At 66.5% G+C, this 15,908-nt stretch carries 14 protein-coding genes; 5 read left to right on the plus strand and 9 right to left on the minus strand.

The features are described from left to right. Positions 1 to 6: 6 nt before the first annotated feature. The 7 genes from ybaL to V9L20_RS07675 form a co-directional block, all read right to left on the minus strand. Positions 7 to 1,707, minus strand: a complete 1,701-nt coding sequence (gene ybaL / locus V9L20_RS07645) for a YbaL family putative K(+) efflux transporter (RefSeq protein ID WP_337296102.1) — start codon at positions 1,705 to 1,707, stop codon at positions 7 to 9. 70 nt (positions 1,708 to 1,777) lie between these two features. Continuing rightward, positions 1,778 to 3,121 (minus strand): dicarboxylate/amino acid:cation symporter, encoded by a 1,344-nt coding sequence (locus V9L20_RS07650; RefSeq protein ID WP_337296103.1) that lies wholly within the window; start codon positions 3,119 to 3,121, stop codon positions 1,778 to 1,780. Between the two features lie 125 nt (positions 3,122 to 3,246). Then, positions 3,247 to 3,984, minus strand: a complete 738-nt coding sequence (gene phbB / locus V9L20_RS07655) for an acetoacetyl-CoA reductase (protein ID WP_126747179.1) — start codon at positions 3,982 to 3,984, stop codon at positions 3,247 to 3,249. 177 nt (positions 3,985 to 4,161) lie between these two features. Then, a complete protein-coding gene (locus tag V9L20_RS07660) occupies positions 4,162 to 4,713 on the minus strand; it encodes a hypothetical protein (RefSeq protein ID WP_337296104.1) in 552 nt (183 codons plus the stop codon). A gap of 31 nt (positions 4,714 to 4,744) precedes the next feature. Further along, complete coding sequence (locus V9L20_RS07665) at positions 4,745 to 5,533, minus strand: DUF899 domain-containing protein (protein WP_337296105.1); 789 nt, start codon at positions 5,531 to 5,533, stop codon at positions 4,745 to 4,747. Between the two features lie 47 nt (positions 5,534 to 5,580). Next, positions 5,581 to 6,267: a Vgb family protein gene (locus V9L20_RS07670; RefSeq protein WP_337296106.1), complete on the minus strand. Its 687-nt coding sequence runs from the start codon at positions 6,265 to 6,267 to the stop codon at positions 5,581 to 5,583. Between the two features lie 46 nt (positions 6,268 to 6,313). Next, positions 6,314 to 7,534: a helix-turn-helix domain-containing protein gene (locus V9L20_RS07675; RefSeq protein WP_337296107.1), complete on the minus strand. Its 1,221-nt coding sequence runs from the start codon at positions 7,532 to 7,534 to the stop codon at positions 6,314 to 6,316. Between the two features lie 79 nt (positions 7,535 to 7,613). Here V9L20_RS07675 and V9L20_RS07680 point away from each other — a divergent pair, with 79 nt between their 5' ends. The 5 genes from V9L20_RS07680 to V9L20_RS07700 all read left to right on the plus strand — a co-directional run bounded on the left by V9L20_RS07680 (position 7,614) and on the right by V9L20_RS07700 (position 13,291). Continuing rightward, a complete protein-coding gene (locus V9L20_RS07680) occupies positions 7,614 to 8,354 on the plus strand; it encodes an NUDIX hydrolase (protein WP_337296108.1) in 741 nt (246 codons plus the stop codon). A gap of 69 nt (positions 8,355 to 8,423) precedes the next feature. Beyond that, a complete protein-coding gene (locus V9L20_RS07685) occupies positions 8,424 to 9,287 on the plus strand; it encodes a cysteine hydrolase (protein ID WP_337296109.1) in 864 nt (287 codons plus the stop codon). A 26-nt stretch (positions 9,288 to 9,313) separates the two neighbouring features. Next, complete coding sequence (gene pncB, locus V9L20_RS07690; RefSeq protein WP_337296110.1) at positions 9,314 to 10,501, plus strand: nicotinate phosphoribosyltransferase; 1,188 nt, start codon at positions 9,314 to 9,316, stop codon at positions 10,499 to 10,501. A gap of 5 nt (positions 10,502 to 10,506) precedes the next feature. Beyond that, positions 10,507 to 12,207, plus strand: a complete 1,701-nt coding sequence (locus V9L20_RS07695) for an NAD+ synthase (RefSeq protein WP_337296111.1) — start codon at positions 10,507 to 10,509, stop codon at positions 12,205 to 12,207. 7 nt (positions 12,208 to 12,214) lie between these two features. Continuing rightward, a complete protein-coding gene (locus V9L20_RS07700; protein WP_337296112.1) occupies positions 12,215 to 13,291 on the plus strand; it encodes an NUDIX domain-containing protein in 1,077 nt (358 codons plus the stop codon). A 39-nt stretch (positions 13,292 to 13,330) separates the two neighbouring features. On the opposite strand, the gene V9L20_RS07705 is transcribed toward V9L20_RS07700, so the two are convergent. Both V9L20_RS07705 and V9L20_RS07710 read right to left on the minus strand, forming a co-directional pair. Beyond that, the gene (locus V9L20_RS07705; RefSeq protein WP_337296113.1) at positions 13,331 to 14,467 is read right to left on the minus strand and encodes a YihY/virulence factor BrkB family protein; all 1,137 of its coding nucleotides are present in this window, start codon (positions 14,465 to 14,467) and stop codon (positions 13,331 to 13,333) included. Positions 14,468 to 14,642: 175 nt separating this feature from the next. Then, positions 14,643 to 15,908, minus strand: a 1,266-nt coding sequence (locus V9L20_RS07710; RefSeq protein ID WP_337296114.1) for an autotransporter outer membrane beta-barrel domain-containing protein, incomplete at its 5' end; no start/stop codon positions are given.

Below are 15,908 nucleotides of genomic sequence, written 5' to 3' on the forward strand. Positions count from 1 at the left end.
GGCGGTTCACGCCGCTGCCGCGGCGCGCCGAACAACGTCGCGCGCCATCGCCTGCGCCAGCTCCTGTTCGCCAAGAAATACCGTTGCCGCCGTCTGCTGGGTCAGCAGTTCGGCTTCGTCTTCGTTGTGGCTGCGAATGACAGTGTCGATTCCGGGGTTGAGCGTGCGCGCGGTTTCCATCATCTGGCGCACGTTCAGGGCGTCGGGCGTTGCGACCACCAGCACACGGGCTCGCGCAATGTGCGCCTGGATCAGCACCGCCGGGTCGGCCGCATCGCCCCACACCGCGGCAACGCCGGCTTCGCGCAATTTCTCGACCAGCTCGCGGTTCTGCTCGGCCACCACATAGGGAATGTCGTTGGACTCCAGCTCGGCCGCAATGCGCCGCCCGACGCGGCCGTAGCCCACCAGCACCACCTGCCTGGAGAGGTATCTGGCCTCGGTGGTGGTCGGCAGCTCGGCCAACGGATGGTCTCGCGACTCGAGCCCCCGCGCCACCGGCAAGCGGGCATGCAGCCACTTCTGCAACGGCGCGATCAGGCTGAACCACAGCGGATTGGTGGCAATGGAAATCAGCGCGCCGGCAAGGATGAGGCTCTGGCCCTCGACCGGCAGCACACCAAGCGATACGCCGAGCCCCGCCAGGATGAACGAGAACTCCCCGATCTGCGCGAGGCTCGCGCTCACCGTCAGCGCGGTGCCCAGCGGATAGCGGAAAGCCAGCACCAGCGCGCAGGCGGCAAGCGACTTGCCCAGCACGATCACGCCCACCACGGCCAGCACCTGCAGCGGACGCTCGATGAGCACCGAGGGGTCGAACAGCATGCCCACCGACACGAAGAACAGCACCGCGAAGGCGTCGCGCAGCGGCAGCGACTCCTGCGCGGCCCGGTGGCTGAACTCCGATTCGCGCATGACCATGCCCGCGAAGAATGCGCCCAGCGCAAACGACACCCCGAACAGCGCCGCCGATGCGAAAGCGATGCTGACGGCCGCCGCAATCACGCACAGCGTGAAGAGCTCGCGTGAGCCGGTCCGCGTGACCTGCCAGAGAATCCAGGGAAAGGCCCGCCTTCCGACCACGAGCATCAGCGCCACGAAGCCGCCCACTTGCAGGAGCGTGAGCCCGAGCGTTTGCCACAGCGGGTCGGCGGAGCCTGCAGCATCGCTACTTCGGCCGCCCAAGGCCCCCGCGAGCGGCGGCATCAGCACGAGGACCAGCACCATGGCCAGGTCTTCGACCACCAGCCAGCCCACGGCGATGCGGCCCGTAAACGAGTCGAGAATGCCCAGGCTTTCGAGCGCCCGCAGCAGCACGACCGTGCTTGCCACCGACAGCGCCAGCCCAAAGACCAGCGCCTCGCCCCAGGACCAGTCCCACCAGAGCGCCAGCGCACCGCCGAGCAGCGTGGCCACCGCAATCTGCGCCAGCGCTCCTGGCAAGGCGATCTTGCGTACGGCCAGCAGATCGTCCAGCGAAAAATGCAGGCCCACGCCGAACATCAGCAGCATCACGCCGATTTCGGCCAGCTGCGCCGCAATGCCCGCATCGGCCACGAAGCCCGGCGTGAAGGGCCCGATGATCACCCCCGCCAGCAGGTAGCCCACCAGCGCGGGCAACCGCAGGCGCACTGCGAGAAAGCCGAACACGAGCGCCAGCCCCAGGCCGGCGGCGATGGTGTTGATGAGGGAAACGCTGTGGGGCATCGTTCCATTTTGCAGGAACGATGCATGGCCCTTTACTTCACCCGGCCCTTCGTCGGGCCTTCAGGGGCATTCAGTCGGCCATCTTGCTGACGCGCGCACCTTCGAGCACTTCAGGCTCCTGCGACTCGACCCAGCTTTCATTGTTGAGCCCGGCCTTCAGCCGCTCGGTGTCGAGTTCGTTGGTCCACTTGGCCACCACGATGGTGGCCACGCCATTGCCGATCAGGTTGGTCAGCGCACGCGCTTCGGACATGAAGCGGTCGATGCCCAAGATGAGCGCAAGGCCGGCCACCGGCACGTGGCCCACGGCCGACAGCGTGGCGGCCAGCACGATGAAGCCGCTCCCGGTCACGCCCGCTGCGCCCTTCGACGTCAGCAGCAGCACAGCCAGCAGCGTGATCTCCTGGGTCAGCGTCATCGGCGTGTTGGTGGCCTGCGCAATGAAAACCGCCGCCATCGTCAGGTAGATCGAAGTGCCGTCCAGGTTGAACGAATAGCCGGTCGGAATCACCAGGCCCACGCAGGCCTTCTTCGCGCCCAGGTTTTCCATCTTCTCCATCATGCGCGGCAACACCGATTCGGAGGACGAAGTGCCCAGCACGATCAGCAGCTCTTCCTTGATGTACTTGATGAACTTCCAGATGCTGAAGCCGTGAAAGCGCGCAATGAGCCCCAGCACCACGAAGATGAACAGCAGGCAGGTCAGGTAGAACGTGCCCATCAGCTTGCCGAGCGAGAACAGGCTGCCCAGGCCGTACTTGCCGATGGTGAACGCCATGGCGCCAAAGGCGCCGATGGGCGCGAGCTTCATGATGTAGCCGACGATCACGAAGAGCACGTGCGAGCCCTTCTCGATCACGTCGAACACCAGCGTGCCGCGCCCGCCGAAGCGGTGCAGCGCAAAGCCGAACAGCACCGCGATGAGCAGCACCTGCAGGATTTCGCCCTTGGCAAAGGCATCGACCACCGTGCTGGGAATGACGTTCAGCAGAAAGTCGACCGTGCCGGTCATCTTGCCGGGGCCGGTGTAGGCGGCGATCGACTTGGTGTCGAGCGTGGCCGGGTCGATGTTCATGCCCGCGCCGGGCTTCAGCACGTTGACCAGCAGCAGCCCGACCACGAGCGCGATGGTGCTCACGATCTCGAAGTAGAGCAGCGCTAGGCCGCCGGTCTTGCCCACCTTCTTCATGTCTTCCATGCCAGCAATGCCGACCACCACCGTGCAGAAGATGATCGGCGCGATGATCATCTTGATGAGCTTGATGAAGCCGTCGCCGAGCGGCTTCATGGCTTCGCCGATGGCGGGATAGAAGTGCCCGAGCAGCACGCCGATGACCACCGCGGTGATCACCTGAACATAAAGGGAGCGATAGAGAGGAAGTTTGTGGGTCGGTGTGATTGTTGTGTCTGCCATGTCGTGCCTCCAGGGGGTGCGAAACTTTATGGCCGTTCTCTCGGCTTTCCATTCGTAGAAGCCACATCGCTGGAAACAAAAAACCCGCCGAAGCGGGTTTTTCGATCAGGTTCCGGTCAGCATGCTCAGTGCATGTGAAGCCCGCCGTTGACCGAGAAATCGGCCCCGGTGGAATAGCCGCCCTCGTCCGTGGCCAGCCACGAAATGATGGAAGCAATTTCGCTGGGTTCGCCCAGGCGCTTGACGGGAATGGTGGCCACGATCTTGTCGAGCACTTCCTGGCGGATGGCTTTCACCATGTCGGTGCCGATGTAGCCCGGGCTCACGGTGTTGACCGTGACGCCCTTGCTCGCCAGCTCTTGCGCCAGCGCCATCGTGAAGCCGTGCATGCCGGCCTTGGCCGCCGAATAGTTGGTCTGCCCCGCCTGGCCCTTGGCCCCGTTGACCGAGCTGATGTTGATGATGCGGCCCCAGCCCTTCTCGACCATGTCGCCCACCACCTGCTTGGTGACGTTGAACATGCTGTTGAGGTTGGTCTCGATCACCGCGCTCCAGTCTTCCGGTGTCATCTTCAGGAACATGCGGTCCCGGGTAATGCCGGCGTTGTTGACGAGCACGTCGATGGGGCCGTGCGCCGCCTTGGCGGCGGAAAACGCCTCCACCGTGGATTGCCAGTCGCCGACATTGCCAACCGATGCGTGGAACTCGAAGCCCTGGGCTTTCTGCTCGGCCAGCCATTTGGCATGGTCGCGCGTGGGGCCGCAGCCTGCGACGACAGTGAAGCCGTCCTTGAAGAGGCGTTGGCAGATGGCAGTTCCGATGCCACCCATGCCTCCGGTGACATATGCAACTTTCTTGCTCATGAAATTTTCCTTGATGTGTGCGACGCAAAAGCCTGAACGGCCGCCTTCACTCTAGCGAGTTTCAAGCCATCGTTCTCTGAGGAAAACACTGAGCCAAGCTTGCAACCAGCTGTCAGGGCACCGCCAATGTGCAACCAGATGCGCAAGTCTGTACCTTGTTGCTCCTTTCGCAGCACCTCACGAGTTCGAAAGTATGAGTTTCAGCCCCCGGCATACTCCGCTGGCGACCAGCGCCGTCACGGCAAGCATGGCCGCCGTGTGAACGCCAACCGCCGCAAGCGCCAGCATCAGCGTGCCCGATGCGGCAATGTCCAGGGCCGGCGTGTCGCCCATGCAGAGCGGAACCAGCGCCGGCACCAGCATCAACCCGGCGCCGTGCGCGGTGGCCATCATGAAAGACCAGAGCGCCAGCCCGGCATGCCCCGCCGGCGCACGCACCTTCTTGGGTGTGCGGCCCGAGAGGTGCAGCACCACGAAGACGACGACCAGCCCGCCCGCCACCACTTGCATCACCGTTCGGTCCATCGATACGCCGAACGCCACTGCGGCCGCCACCAGCGCGACCGACGCGGCGTGCCCGACCGCAATGGGCACTAGGCCCCGCAGCGCCTGGCCCCGATCTTTCGACCGGACGCCCCAGGCCGCGGCCCACATCCAGCCGGTGGCAGGGTTCAGGCCATGGAGGGCGCCGAGACCCGCCACCACCAGCCAGGGCCAGAGGCTTTCCACTGCATGACCTCGCGTTCAGCCCGGTTGCCGGTCAGTTCGACGGATGGCAGCAGGCATGGGCCGCCGGTTTGCTGGCTGGCGCGGGCTCGTAGCGGTCGTGGTGGCGCACCCAGTCCATGGTGTAGACCGCGTTGTGCTCGTCGCGGCCCTTGGGGGTGAGGTCGAGCAGGCTGTACGTGCCCATCATCACTTCAACGCCGCGCTCGTAGGTCGAATAGGTGTGGAAGATCTCGCCTGCGTCGTTCTTGTAGAACACGCTGATGCCGGGTGCCTCCTCCGCCGGGAAGGGCCGCACGCTGTAGTTGTAGTAGACCTCGCCCTGGCCCTCGGCCCATTCCTCCGACGTGAAGCTCACGCCGAAGTCGTAGTTGAAATCGCTGCCGAAGGCCGACACCCACTTGAACTGCCAGCCCATGCGCCGGCGAAAGCGCTCGATCTGGTCGAGCGGCGCGCGGGACACAGCCAGCATCGTGACGTCGCGGTGCTCGAGATGCACCTTCATGCCGTCGACGTGGTCCGCCATGTAGGAACAGCTCGGGCAGCCCTGCTCCCAATCGGGGCCGAGCATGAAGTGCTGCACCAGCAACTGGCGGCGGCCCTCGAACAGGTCGGCAAGCGCGCGGGGGCCGTCGGGCGTGTCGAAGGTGTAGTTCTTCTCGACGCGGGTCCACGGCAGGGCGCGGCGCTCGCGGGCGATCTGGTCGCGCAGGCGCGTCAGCTCCTTTTCGCGCGCCAGCAGCGCCTTGCGCTGGGCGAGCCAACGGTCCTTGGCAACGACGGGGTGATCAGCAAAGCCGGTTTCGGCAACAGTGGTGTTCATGGCGGTGTGCTCCTTGGCTCGATGATTCGTTTCGCGGGCGGATGCGCTCACGCCCTGGCGGCTGCCTTGGGGCGCCGCACGGCGCGGACTTTTCCGCTGCCCCCGCCGCCGCAGTAGAAGAGGTCTCCCCCGTCGGATTCGAGCCCGCTCACGCCGGTGCCGCGCGGCATTTCCAAACGCTCGAGCACGGCGCCGCTTTCGGGGTTGATGCGGCGGAGCTCGCTCTCGTCGCCCTCCCAGGTGCCGTGCCACAGCTCGCCGTCGACCCAGGTCACGCCGGTAACGAAGCGGTTGGACTCGATGGTGCGCAACACGGCGCCGGTGGCCGGGTCGATCTGGCGGATCTTGCGGTCGCGGTACTGGCCCACCCACAGGCTGCCCTCGGCCCAGGTGAGCCCCGAGTCGCTGCCGTTGCCCGGAGCGGGAATCGATGCCACCACGGTGCCCGTGACCGGGTCAATCTTGTCGATGCGCGCCTCGGTGATCTGATACAGATGAGTGCCGTCGAAGGCGGTGCCGGCATCTCCGGCGCAAGCCAGCGTGCGCGTGGTCTTGCCGCTCACGGGGTCGAAGGCGATCAGCCCGTCGCGCGTGGCGGCCCAGACGCGTTGGCCGTCGTGGGTCACGCCGCCCACGCTCGCCTCGCCGGCCAATGGGCCGTACTCGCGAACGATCTCGGCTGCGCGCGCCGTCACGGGGGTCTGGTCCTTGCCTGTCTTGCTGCCAGTGCTCATTGCTGCTCCTTGTTTGCGCCCGGGGATCGGGGCCTTGGAGACAACTCTATTCAATCGGCAGCGCGGCGGGGAGTAACAAGATCGTCGTGAATCCGGTCAGCGGCGGCGAAAGCCAGCGCTGAGCCCGCGCCCGCCCGATGGCCCGCACGCGCCCGGCAGCCTCCAGTTCGGCGAGTGCCCGCTGCACGGTGCGCTGGCTGGCTCCCAATGCCATCGCCAGCGCCGAGGTCGACCACGCCGCCCCGTCGGAGAGCAGCGCCAGCAGCGACGCCTGGTCGCCATCGATGGGCGGTGCCAGCACGGCAACCTCTCGCCCGCCGTGCGGCTTCAGGACAAAACCCCGCGCCGTCGCCTCGATGCCTGCCAGCGGCGCAATGAGCGCGCGCAACCTGCCGACTTCGACCCGCAGGCGCGCCCGGAGCGTCTCGTCGGGGTGGCGGGTGTTGAACGCATAGGCGATCAGCGCTTCGCGATCGACATCGCCGGGCCACGCCTCGGCCAGCGCGCGCGCCAGTGCGAACAGCACCGGCCTGCGCGCCAGCGGCCGCCATGCATCGCCCGCGCCGACCCCGCGGCGGCATGCATCGACCACCAGCGCGTCCGAGGCCAGGAGCGCTTCCACCTCGTCCAGGCGCAGCGTCTCCTCGCCGCCGGCGGAGCGGCGCCGCGCGGCGGGGCGATCGAGCGCGGCCCGCGCCTCCGCCACCTCGGCCAGGAGCGCCGGCACGCGCGCGCGTTCGGCCGCCTCATGCGCACGGGCGAGCGCCGCCTGCGCCGCGCCGGTGCGCAGCGATCGCAGCGCCAGCTCGGCCGCGGTGAGCTCGGCCACGGCTTCCAGCGACGGCGAGAGGCCGCGCGCATCGAGCGGCGCCAGCGTGGCCGCCGCCTCGTCGAGCCGGCCGAGCAGCAGGAACTTGCGCGCCGCAATCAGTCGCGCCTGCAGCGCATTGCCATGGTCGGCATGTGCCTCGAGCGTGGCGGCTGCCGCGGCAAGAGCGCGCGGCGATCCACCAATGTCGCGCATGGCCAGCGCCACCTCTGCTTCGGCAACCAGGCAGCGGGCGCGCGCCAGTTCCTCATGGGCGCCAAAGCCGCGGGCGGCCCGCCGCAGGAGCTCACGCGCGCGCGGGTGCTCGCCAAGCTGCGCCATGGCAATGCCGCGCAGCGCGAGCGCCGGCGGGTCGTCGCGCAAGGCGACCCGCTTGAGGGCGCCGAGCGCGTCGCCCGCGGCAAGCGCGCGCGCGGAGGCGGCGATCAGGGAATCCATAGGTCGCGGAGGTTAACCCGGCCTGTCGGCCGGCCCATTGGAGTTGTACAGTACAACCTCTTTAGAAAGGAGGCCGGTCTTGAAACCTTCCAACACACAGGCCGAGTTGAAATTCCCCAGGCCGCTGGTCACCGTCGACGTCGTGATCTTCACCGTGCTGGAAGATGAACTCAAAGTCGTCCTGATGCGCCGCCCCAGCGATGCCCACGAGCCGTTCCCGGGTCGCTGGGCCCTGCCGGGAGGGTTCATCGATGTCGACAAGGACGCCAGCCTGCTCGGCTGCGCCCTGCGCAAGCTGCAAGAAAAGACCGGTGTTTCCGCGCCGTACCTGGAGCAACTGGGCAGTTGGGGCGGCGCAAGCCGCGACCCGCGGGGCTGGTCGACCACGCACGCGTTTTTCGCCCTCGTGCCGAGCCAGGACCTGGTGCTCGAAAAAGGAGCGAACGCCGCGCAGGTGGAATGGATCGAGGCCACCGCGGCCGCCCGCAAGCGCCTGGCCTTCGATCACGCAGAAATCCTCGAAGCCGCCATCGCCCGCCTGCGCAGCAAGGTCGAATACACCTCGCTGCCAGCCTTTCTGCTGAGCGAACCCTTCACACTGCCGCAGTTGCAGCACACCTATGAGGTCGTGCTGGGCCGCCCTGTCGACAAGAGCGCCTTTCGCAAGCGGATGCTCGACGCCGGCTTCATGGAAGAAGCCGGCACTGTGGAAGGCACCTTCGGCCGGCCGGCCATGGGCTACCGCTTGCGCGACCGGTCTCAGGCAGCCCTGTTCCCCCGCACCTTCAGCCCGCGCGACTCCTCGGAGCTTGGCGCTTGACTTCCTCTCGCTAAGTTGTACTATGCAACCCATATAGTTGCACAGTACAACTCATCTAAAGAACACACCATGAAGCAGAACATCCAACTTCTCCTGATCGATCCCCAAAACGACTTCTGCGACCTTCCGGCCAGCTGGCTTCCGGCAGACGCAGCCACGGGCGCGCAGTTGCAGCCGGCACTGCCGGTTGCGGGTGCCCATGCCGACATGCTGCGGGTGGCCCAACTCATCCGCGAGGGGGCGCAAGGCATTGCGGGTATCACCGTTACGCTGGATTCGCACCACAGGTTCGACATTGCGCACCCCACGTTCTGGCAAGCGCGCGATGGCGCCGGTGTGCAGCCTTTCACCTCGATCACCGCGGCCCAGGTCAATGCCGGCGACTACCGTCCGCGCGACCCCGCTGCCCTCCCCCGGGCGCTGGCATACATCGACGAGCTCGAGCGCCGCGGCCGCTATACGCTGATGGTGTGGCCAGTGCATTGCGAGATCGGCAGCTGGGGCCACAACGTGCACGCCGCCGTCAAGGCCGCCTACAACGCCTGGGAGGACGAGCAACTGCGCGTGGTGGAAAAGGTCGACAAGGGCAGCAACCCCTGGACCGAACACTACAGCGCCATTCAGGCCGAAGTGCCGGACGAGGACGACCCCGCCACCCTGCTCAACAAGCCGCTGGTCGCGTCGCTCGACCGCGCCGACCTGATCGTGATTGCCGGCGAAGCCAGCAGCCACTGCGTGAAGGCCACCACGGAGCACATTGCCGCCAACCTGCCCTCCGGCAATCCTGCCAAGCTGGTGCTCGTTACCGATTGCATGAGCCCGGTGACCGGCTTCGAGGCGCAGCACAAGGCGTTCCTGCAAGACATGGTCAACCGCGGCGCCCGGCTTCTCACCAGCGCCGAAGTGCTTTCCATATTGACCGCCAACGCCTGATCGAACGAACAGCGAAGGACCACACCATGCAACCCATCATCCACAGCCTGCTGGACACCGACCTGTACAAGTTCACGATGTGGCAGGCCATGCTGCACAGCCACCCGCAAACGCAGGCCGAGTACACCTTCGTCTGCCGCAACCAGCCCGCTTATCCGCTGGCCGAATTGCTCCCGGACGTCAACGAGCAGCTCGACCACCTCTGCACCCTGCGCTTTGCACCCGGCGAACTCGCCTACCTGGGAAGCCTGCGCTACATCAAGAGCGACTTCGTCGACTTCCTGCGCATCTTCAGCTTTCAGCGCGAGTTCATCTCGGCCACGGTCGAAGGCGATGCACTGCGCATCCGCGCGGTGGGGCCTCAGGTGCACACCATGGCTTTCGAGATCTTCGTTCTCGCCATGGTGAACGAGCTGTATTTCCGCCGCTTCGATGCGGAGGCCGCTCTGGCCGAGGGCCGTAAGCGCCTGCAGGGCAAGATCGAACTGCTGCGCGGCTTTGCGCAGGAGCCGGCGGCCCGGCACCCTTTCGAGTTTTTCGACTTTGGCGTGCGCCGCCGCTTTTCACGCGACTGGCAGCGGGAGGTGGTCACCACGCTCAAGCGCGAGGTGCCCATGTACTTCAAGGGCACTTCCAACGTGCTGCTGGCCAAGGAGCTGGAGCTGGTGCCCATCGGCACCATGGCGCATGAATACCTTCAGACCTACCAGGCACTGGGCGTGCGGCTGCGCGACTTCCAGAACGCGGCGCTCGAAGGCTGGGTGCAGGAGTACCGCGGCGACCTGGGTGTGGCACTGACCGACGCGGTCGGCATGGACGCCTTCCTGGCCGACTTCGACCTGTACTTTGCCAAGCTGTTCGACGGCCTTCGCCACGACTCCGGCGACCCGGTCGTTTGGGGCGAAAAGGCACTGGCGCACTACACCAGGCTGCGCATCGATGCGCACACCAAGCGGCTGGTGTTCTCCGACGGGCTCGACCTGCAGACGGCCGTCCGGCTGTACCGCACCTTCGCCGATCGCACGCAGACCGGCTTTGGCATAGGCACCAACCTGACCAACGACGTCGGCCTTACGCCGCTGAACATCGTGATGAAGCTCACCGGGTGCAACGGCCAACCCGTTGCCAAGCTGTCCGACAGCCCGGGCAAGACGCTGTGCGAAGACCAGACCTTCCTGGCCTATCTGCGCCAGGTGTTTCACATAGAAAGTTGAGAGCCATGCTCCGAATCACCGCCGCCCAACTCAACTACACCATCGGCGACCTGCGCGGCAATGCCGCGCGAATGATCGAGGCTGCACGCAAGGCGTCGTCCGAAGAAGCCGACCTGGTCGTGTTTTCCGAGATGTCGCTCACCGCCTACTACCCGGCCGACCTGCTGGAAGAGGAAGGTTTCATGGACCGCGTGGAGGCCGCTTTCCAGGAGCTGCTGTCGGCATCCCGCCAGATGCCGGCGCTGCACTGGGCCGTGGGGTTGCCAGCCCGGCGCGAAGGCGCAGGCAAGAAGCTTCGCAACGTGCTGCGCGTCATTCGCGGGGGCGAAGTGCTGCTCGAATACGCCAAGCAGCTGCTGCCCACCTACAACATCTTCGACGAGCGCCGGCACTTCGAACCGGGGCCCGACGTCGCGCGCGTGCTTCGCATCCGCGACTTTCAAGTGGGCCTGCTGATCTGCGAAGACGGCTGGAACGACGAGGGGCAGGACTACCTCGTGAATCCGTTCGAACGCATGCGCGATGCGGCGCCCGACCTGGTGGTGTCGATCAACGCAAGCCCGTCGAACATCGGCAAGCGCGAGCAGCGGCACCAGATTTTCGGCGCGGCGAGCCGCCGCAACGGCCTGCCGATTCTCTACGTCAACCAGGTGGGAGGCCATGACCAGCTCGTGTACGACGGGGCCTCTTTCGCGGTCGAGCCGCAGGCCGGTGTGGTGTACGAGGCTCGCCGCTTTGCGGAAGATGTGAGCACGCTGTGTTTCGATAAGGGCCGTTTTCTGACGCCGGCCGGCAAGGCTCCGCCGCCGGTGTCACCAGAGGGCTTGCCCGCCCTGGAGTTCTACCGCCAGCAGATCGTGCTGGGCCTGCGCGACTATGCGCGGCGCTGCGGGTTTCGCCAGGCCGTCGTCGGCTCGTCGGGCGGCATCGACTCAGCGCTGACGCTGGCGCTGGCGGTCGAAGCGCTGGGGGCAGAGAACGTGGTCGGCATCACGATGCCGTCAAGCTTTTCATCGGAAGGTTCGGTCAGCGACTCCGAAGCTTTGTGCCGCAACCTGGGCGTATTGCTGAAGCACCATGCCATCGCGGGCATCGTGTCGCAGTTCACGCAAGGTTTCGAATCGGCATTGGGCGGCGAGCTGCGCGGCGTGGCTCTGGAGAACCTTCAGGCGCGCGTGCGGGGCACCATTCTCATGGAGTACTCCAACAGCTTCGGCCATCTGCTGCTGACCACCGGCAACAAGTCCGAGATCTCGGTCGGCTATTGCACGCTCTATGGCGACACCAACGGCGGTCTGGGGCTCATAGGCGATCTCTACAAGACCGAGGTCTTCGCCCTCTCGCGGCACTTGAACGAAACAGCGCGCCGAGAGATCATTCCCCAGGCCATCATCGACAAGGAGCCCTCAGCCGAACTGGCTCCGGGCCAGAAGGATGTCGACAGCCTGCCGCCCTACCCCGTGCTCGACCAGATCCTCAAGCTGCTGATCGAAGGCCCGCGGCTCGCCCAGCACGAGTACCAGGAGGCGCGCGCATTTGTCGACACACTGCGGGCGCAGCCTTCCGGCGAAGCGCTTGTCGAGCGCATCCGCGGCATGGTCGCGCGCAACGAATACAAGCGGCGGCAATCGCCGCCCATCGTCCGGGTCAGGGCGCGAGCCTTCGGCTCCGGACGCCAGATGCCGATTGCAGCCAAACTGCCTTGAGAACCCAATGACAAGCCAAACCCAAATCCAAACCCAAGCCAAAGCACACGATGTCGCCGTCTACATCGGGCGGTTCCAGATCTTCCACAACGCCCAGCTGGCGCTGCTGCGGCGCGCCCTGGCCGCTGCGCCCGAGTGCGTCGTGGTGTTGGGCTCGTCTTTTCAGGCCCGCACGCCGCGCAATCCTTTCACCTGGGAAGAGCGCGCGGAAATGATCCGGCTCGCGCTTCCGCAAGCGGACCGGGAGCGGGTGAAGTTCTTGCCGGTGCGCGACTACTACGACCAGGCACGCTGGGTGGCCGCCGTGAAGCAGGGCGTGGCCGAGATGTACACCGGTCAACCGTCGGTGGTGCTGGTGGGCCACCTGAAGGACGCGACCAGCGTGTACCTGCGCGATTTCCCGCAATGGACGCTCGACGACACCGGGTTGCAGGGCGACATTCATGCGAGCGCCTTGCGCGACGCGTACTTTGGAGCAGCGGCCGATGGATCGCTGGAGCCGGCCTTGGCTGCATTGGTGAACCAGGCGCCCGCGAGCACACTGCAGTTCTTGAGTGCCTGGGCGAAGCTGCCGCACTATGCCGCGCTGGTGCAGGAATGGGAGAGCCTGCGCCAGGACAAGGCCATGTGGGCAGGCACGCCCTACCCTGTCATCTTCGTCACGGTCGACACGGTGGTGCAATGCGGAGACCAGGTGCTGCTGATCCGGCGTGGCCGCTCGCCGGGCAAGGGCATGCTGGCAGTGCCGGGCGGCTATCTCGAGCCGCGAGAAACGGTGTGGCAGTCGGCCCTGCGCGAGCTCGACGAGGAAACCGGCTTGCGCCTGCTCGACAGCGACATTCAAAGCGCATTCAAGGCGGTGCAGGTGTTCGACAACCCGGACCGCAGCCAGAAGGGCCGCGTCATCACCCACGCGCATTGGTTCGACCTGGGCCCGCGCCGCCCGCCGGAGCTGACGGCCGGCGACGACGCGTCATCCGCCGAGTGGGTGCCCATTGCAAAGCTGGCCGGCATGGAAGACCAGTTCCATGACGATCACTTCCACATACTCGATTCCTTCTTCGGGCTTACGCGGTCCAAGTGAGGGCCGCCGCAAGCCATAGCTGGAGCACCTGATCCCGCCTCACCCTGTGCGGCGGATTTCCCGTTGCATGCGCGCGGCATGGCGGCGGCGCTGCTTGCGCCGTCGCGCAAGCAGCGTGGTCGTCACGCTGATCGCAAACAGGCCGATGGCCTGCTGCAGCAGCTTGGCAGTGGCCTTCCTTGTGCGCACCTCGAGTGCCCGCTGCGCGTTTTCCATCTTCTCGACGGCCTCGAGCTTCTCCGTTCCGGGCTGCCGTGCAGCGGCGCCGTCTGTGCCCATGCGGGCCTGCTCCGCCGCGGCCTCTGTCGCAGCCTGCGCCCTGGAGGCCGCGACCGAGCCCTGGGCATTGGCATAGACCTTGGTGAACTCCGCGCCCAACAGAAAGATCTGCGCGGCGTAGTACACCCAGGCCAGCAGCACCACCAGCGAGCCGGCCGCCGCAAACGATTCGCTGACGCTGCTTTTACCGAGGTACAGGCCGATCAGCACCTTGCCGACCTCGAAGAGAACCGCCGTTACCGCCGCGCCAATCCACACGTCGGGCCAGGCGATGGGCGTGCTCGGCATCAGCTTGAAGATCATCGCGAACAGCAGCGTGAGAATGCCCAGCGTGACCAGCGCGTTGGCAACCTGCAGCAAAAGCTCCCACCCCGGAAAGAGCCCGCTGCTCCAGTTGTCCACCGCCGCCAGCACGGCGCTGACCACCAGCGACACCATCAGCAGAAACGCCAGCCCGAGAATCAGGCCGAACGACAGCACCCTGGCACGCAGAATGCCCCACACGCCGCTGGGCTTCGCGCGTTCGGGCACATGCCAGATGCGGTCGAGCGCGCTTTGCAGTTCGGCAAACACCGTGGTGGCGCCGACGATCAGCACCACCACGCTGATGGCGCCGGCAATCAATCCGCGAGACGGCTCGTTGGCGCTCTTGACCAGGGCCTGCACCGCCTGCGCGCCCTCCTGGCCGATCAATCCCGACAGCTGCGCGGCAATCTGGCCCTGCACGGCCTCGGTGCCGAAGAGTGCGCCCGCCACCGCGATCACGATCACGAGCAACGGCGCCAGCGAGAACATCGTGTAGTACGAGATCGCCGCGCCCATGCTGGGCGCGAAATCGTCGATCCAGGCCATGGCCGCCTCCTTGAAAAGGCGGGGTAGATGCTTGAGCTTGTTCATGGTGGACATTGGCCGGGCCCAATCAATGTCGATGTTGGATGCCAGGCGCGCCCTCGCCCGCCTGCACGCCGAACGTGGCTCTTTCATGCAGGCTTTGTTGTAGGTAGACACCGCGTCGGTGTGCTGGCGCAGTCGGATTCCGGCCACTGCGCCAGCGCACGCGGCGGTGCCCTCCTCACCACTTCACGCGCACGCCCACCGATGCATTGATCGAGCTCTTCACCCTGGTGTCTCCGCCCGAGGCCCACAGCTTGCCCACTTCGCCGTAGACGCTCGTCCTGTCGCCGAGCGCCAGGGTGAAGCCGCCGGCCAGCTCGGTGCTCGTGCCGCCGGTGGACGATGCGATGTCGGTGCGGGTCGCGCCGTTGACGAAGCGCGCGACGTCCGCGCCGCTCGAGCTCCGGTAGACGTTGAAGCGCCCGTAGGGCTGCAGCGTGCCCAGGCCGGTCGCAATCGTGCCCTTGACACGCACACCCGCGCGCACGATCCAGCCGCTGTCGGCGTCGGGCTGCACGACCGCGCCAGAGATGACCGAGTTGTCGAGGTCCATGTGCTGGTGCACCAATTGCAGCTGCGGCTCGACGCTCCAGCCGCTGGCGCCCAGCGCAAAGGCCTGGCCCACTTCGATGGAACCCAGCAGGCTGCGGCCCTTGCCTTCGACGCCCGCGCCCAGCACCGGCTCCACCGTGTAGCGGTGGCGGCCCGACTGCACCACCGCGTCGGCATAGAAGCCGCCGTTGCCGGTGTAGGTGCCGTAGATGCCGAAGTACTGGCTGCGCAAGTCGTTGCGGCCCACGTGCTGGTTCTGCAGGCCGCTGGCAAAGCCGCTGACTCGCCCGTCGCCGTCGAGCTGGCCCACGTAGAGGCCGGCGCGCCAGTTGGTTGCGGCCATCAGGTCTGTGCCGGCCTGGAAGCCCGTGAGGCGGCCCTTGCTGGAAGGCGAGACGGTGCCGCCCTGGCGAATGTCGATGTCGGTGGAGAGCACGCGGGCCCAGGCGCGGCGCTCCGGGCCTGCCGGGTTTGTCGAAGTTGCAGCGGCGCCCCTGGCATCGTCGTCGCCTATGCGCTTGTGCAGGTCGCCGATCATCGCGAGGTTTCCTTGCCGCAGCTGGCTCGGCAGCGCCGCATACAGCGAGGCTTCGGCGCGGTAGGTGGGCACGATGATGCCGAACACAGGTCCGGGGGCGGCAAGGCCCTCTCCGCTCGGTGCGGCGGCGCCGCCGCCTTCGGTCGGCGGGTTGCCTCCGCCTTCCCCGGGGGGAACGACGGTGGTAGTGGACCGCAAATACCAGTTCTCCCCCGCCCCCGAGGCATCGGCCGCATGCAGCCGGTACTCGTAGGCCCCCGCATCCACATGCCCGCCCGCCAGGCGGAACGCATCGCGCGTGGTCTGCGCCGTCGTCGTGGCCCCGTTCATCGCCGTCACCACCTCGATGCCGCT

Origin of the sequence: Variovorax sp. CCNWLW225, assembly GCF_037204045.1 — a bacterium.
Lineage (GTDB): Bacteria > Pseudomonadota > Gammaproteobacteria > Burkholderiales > Burkholderiaceae_C > Variovorax.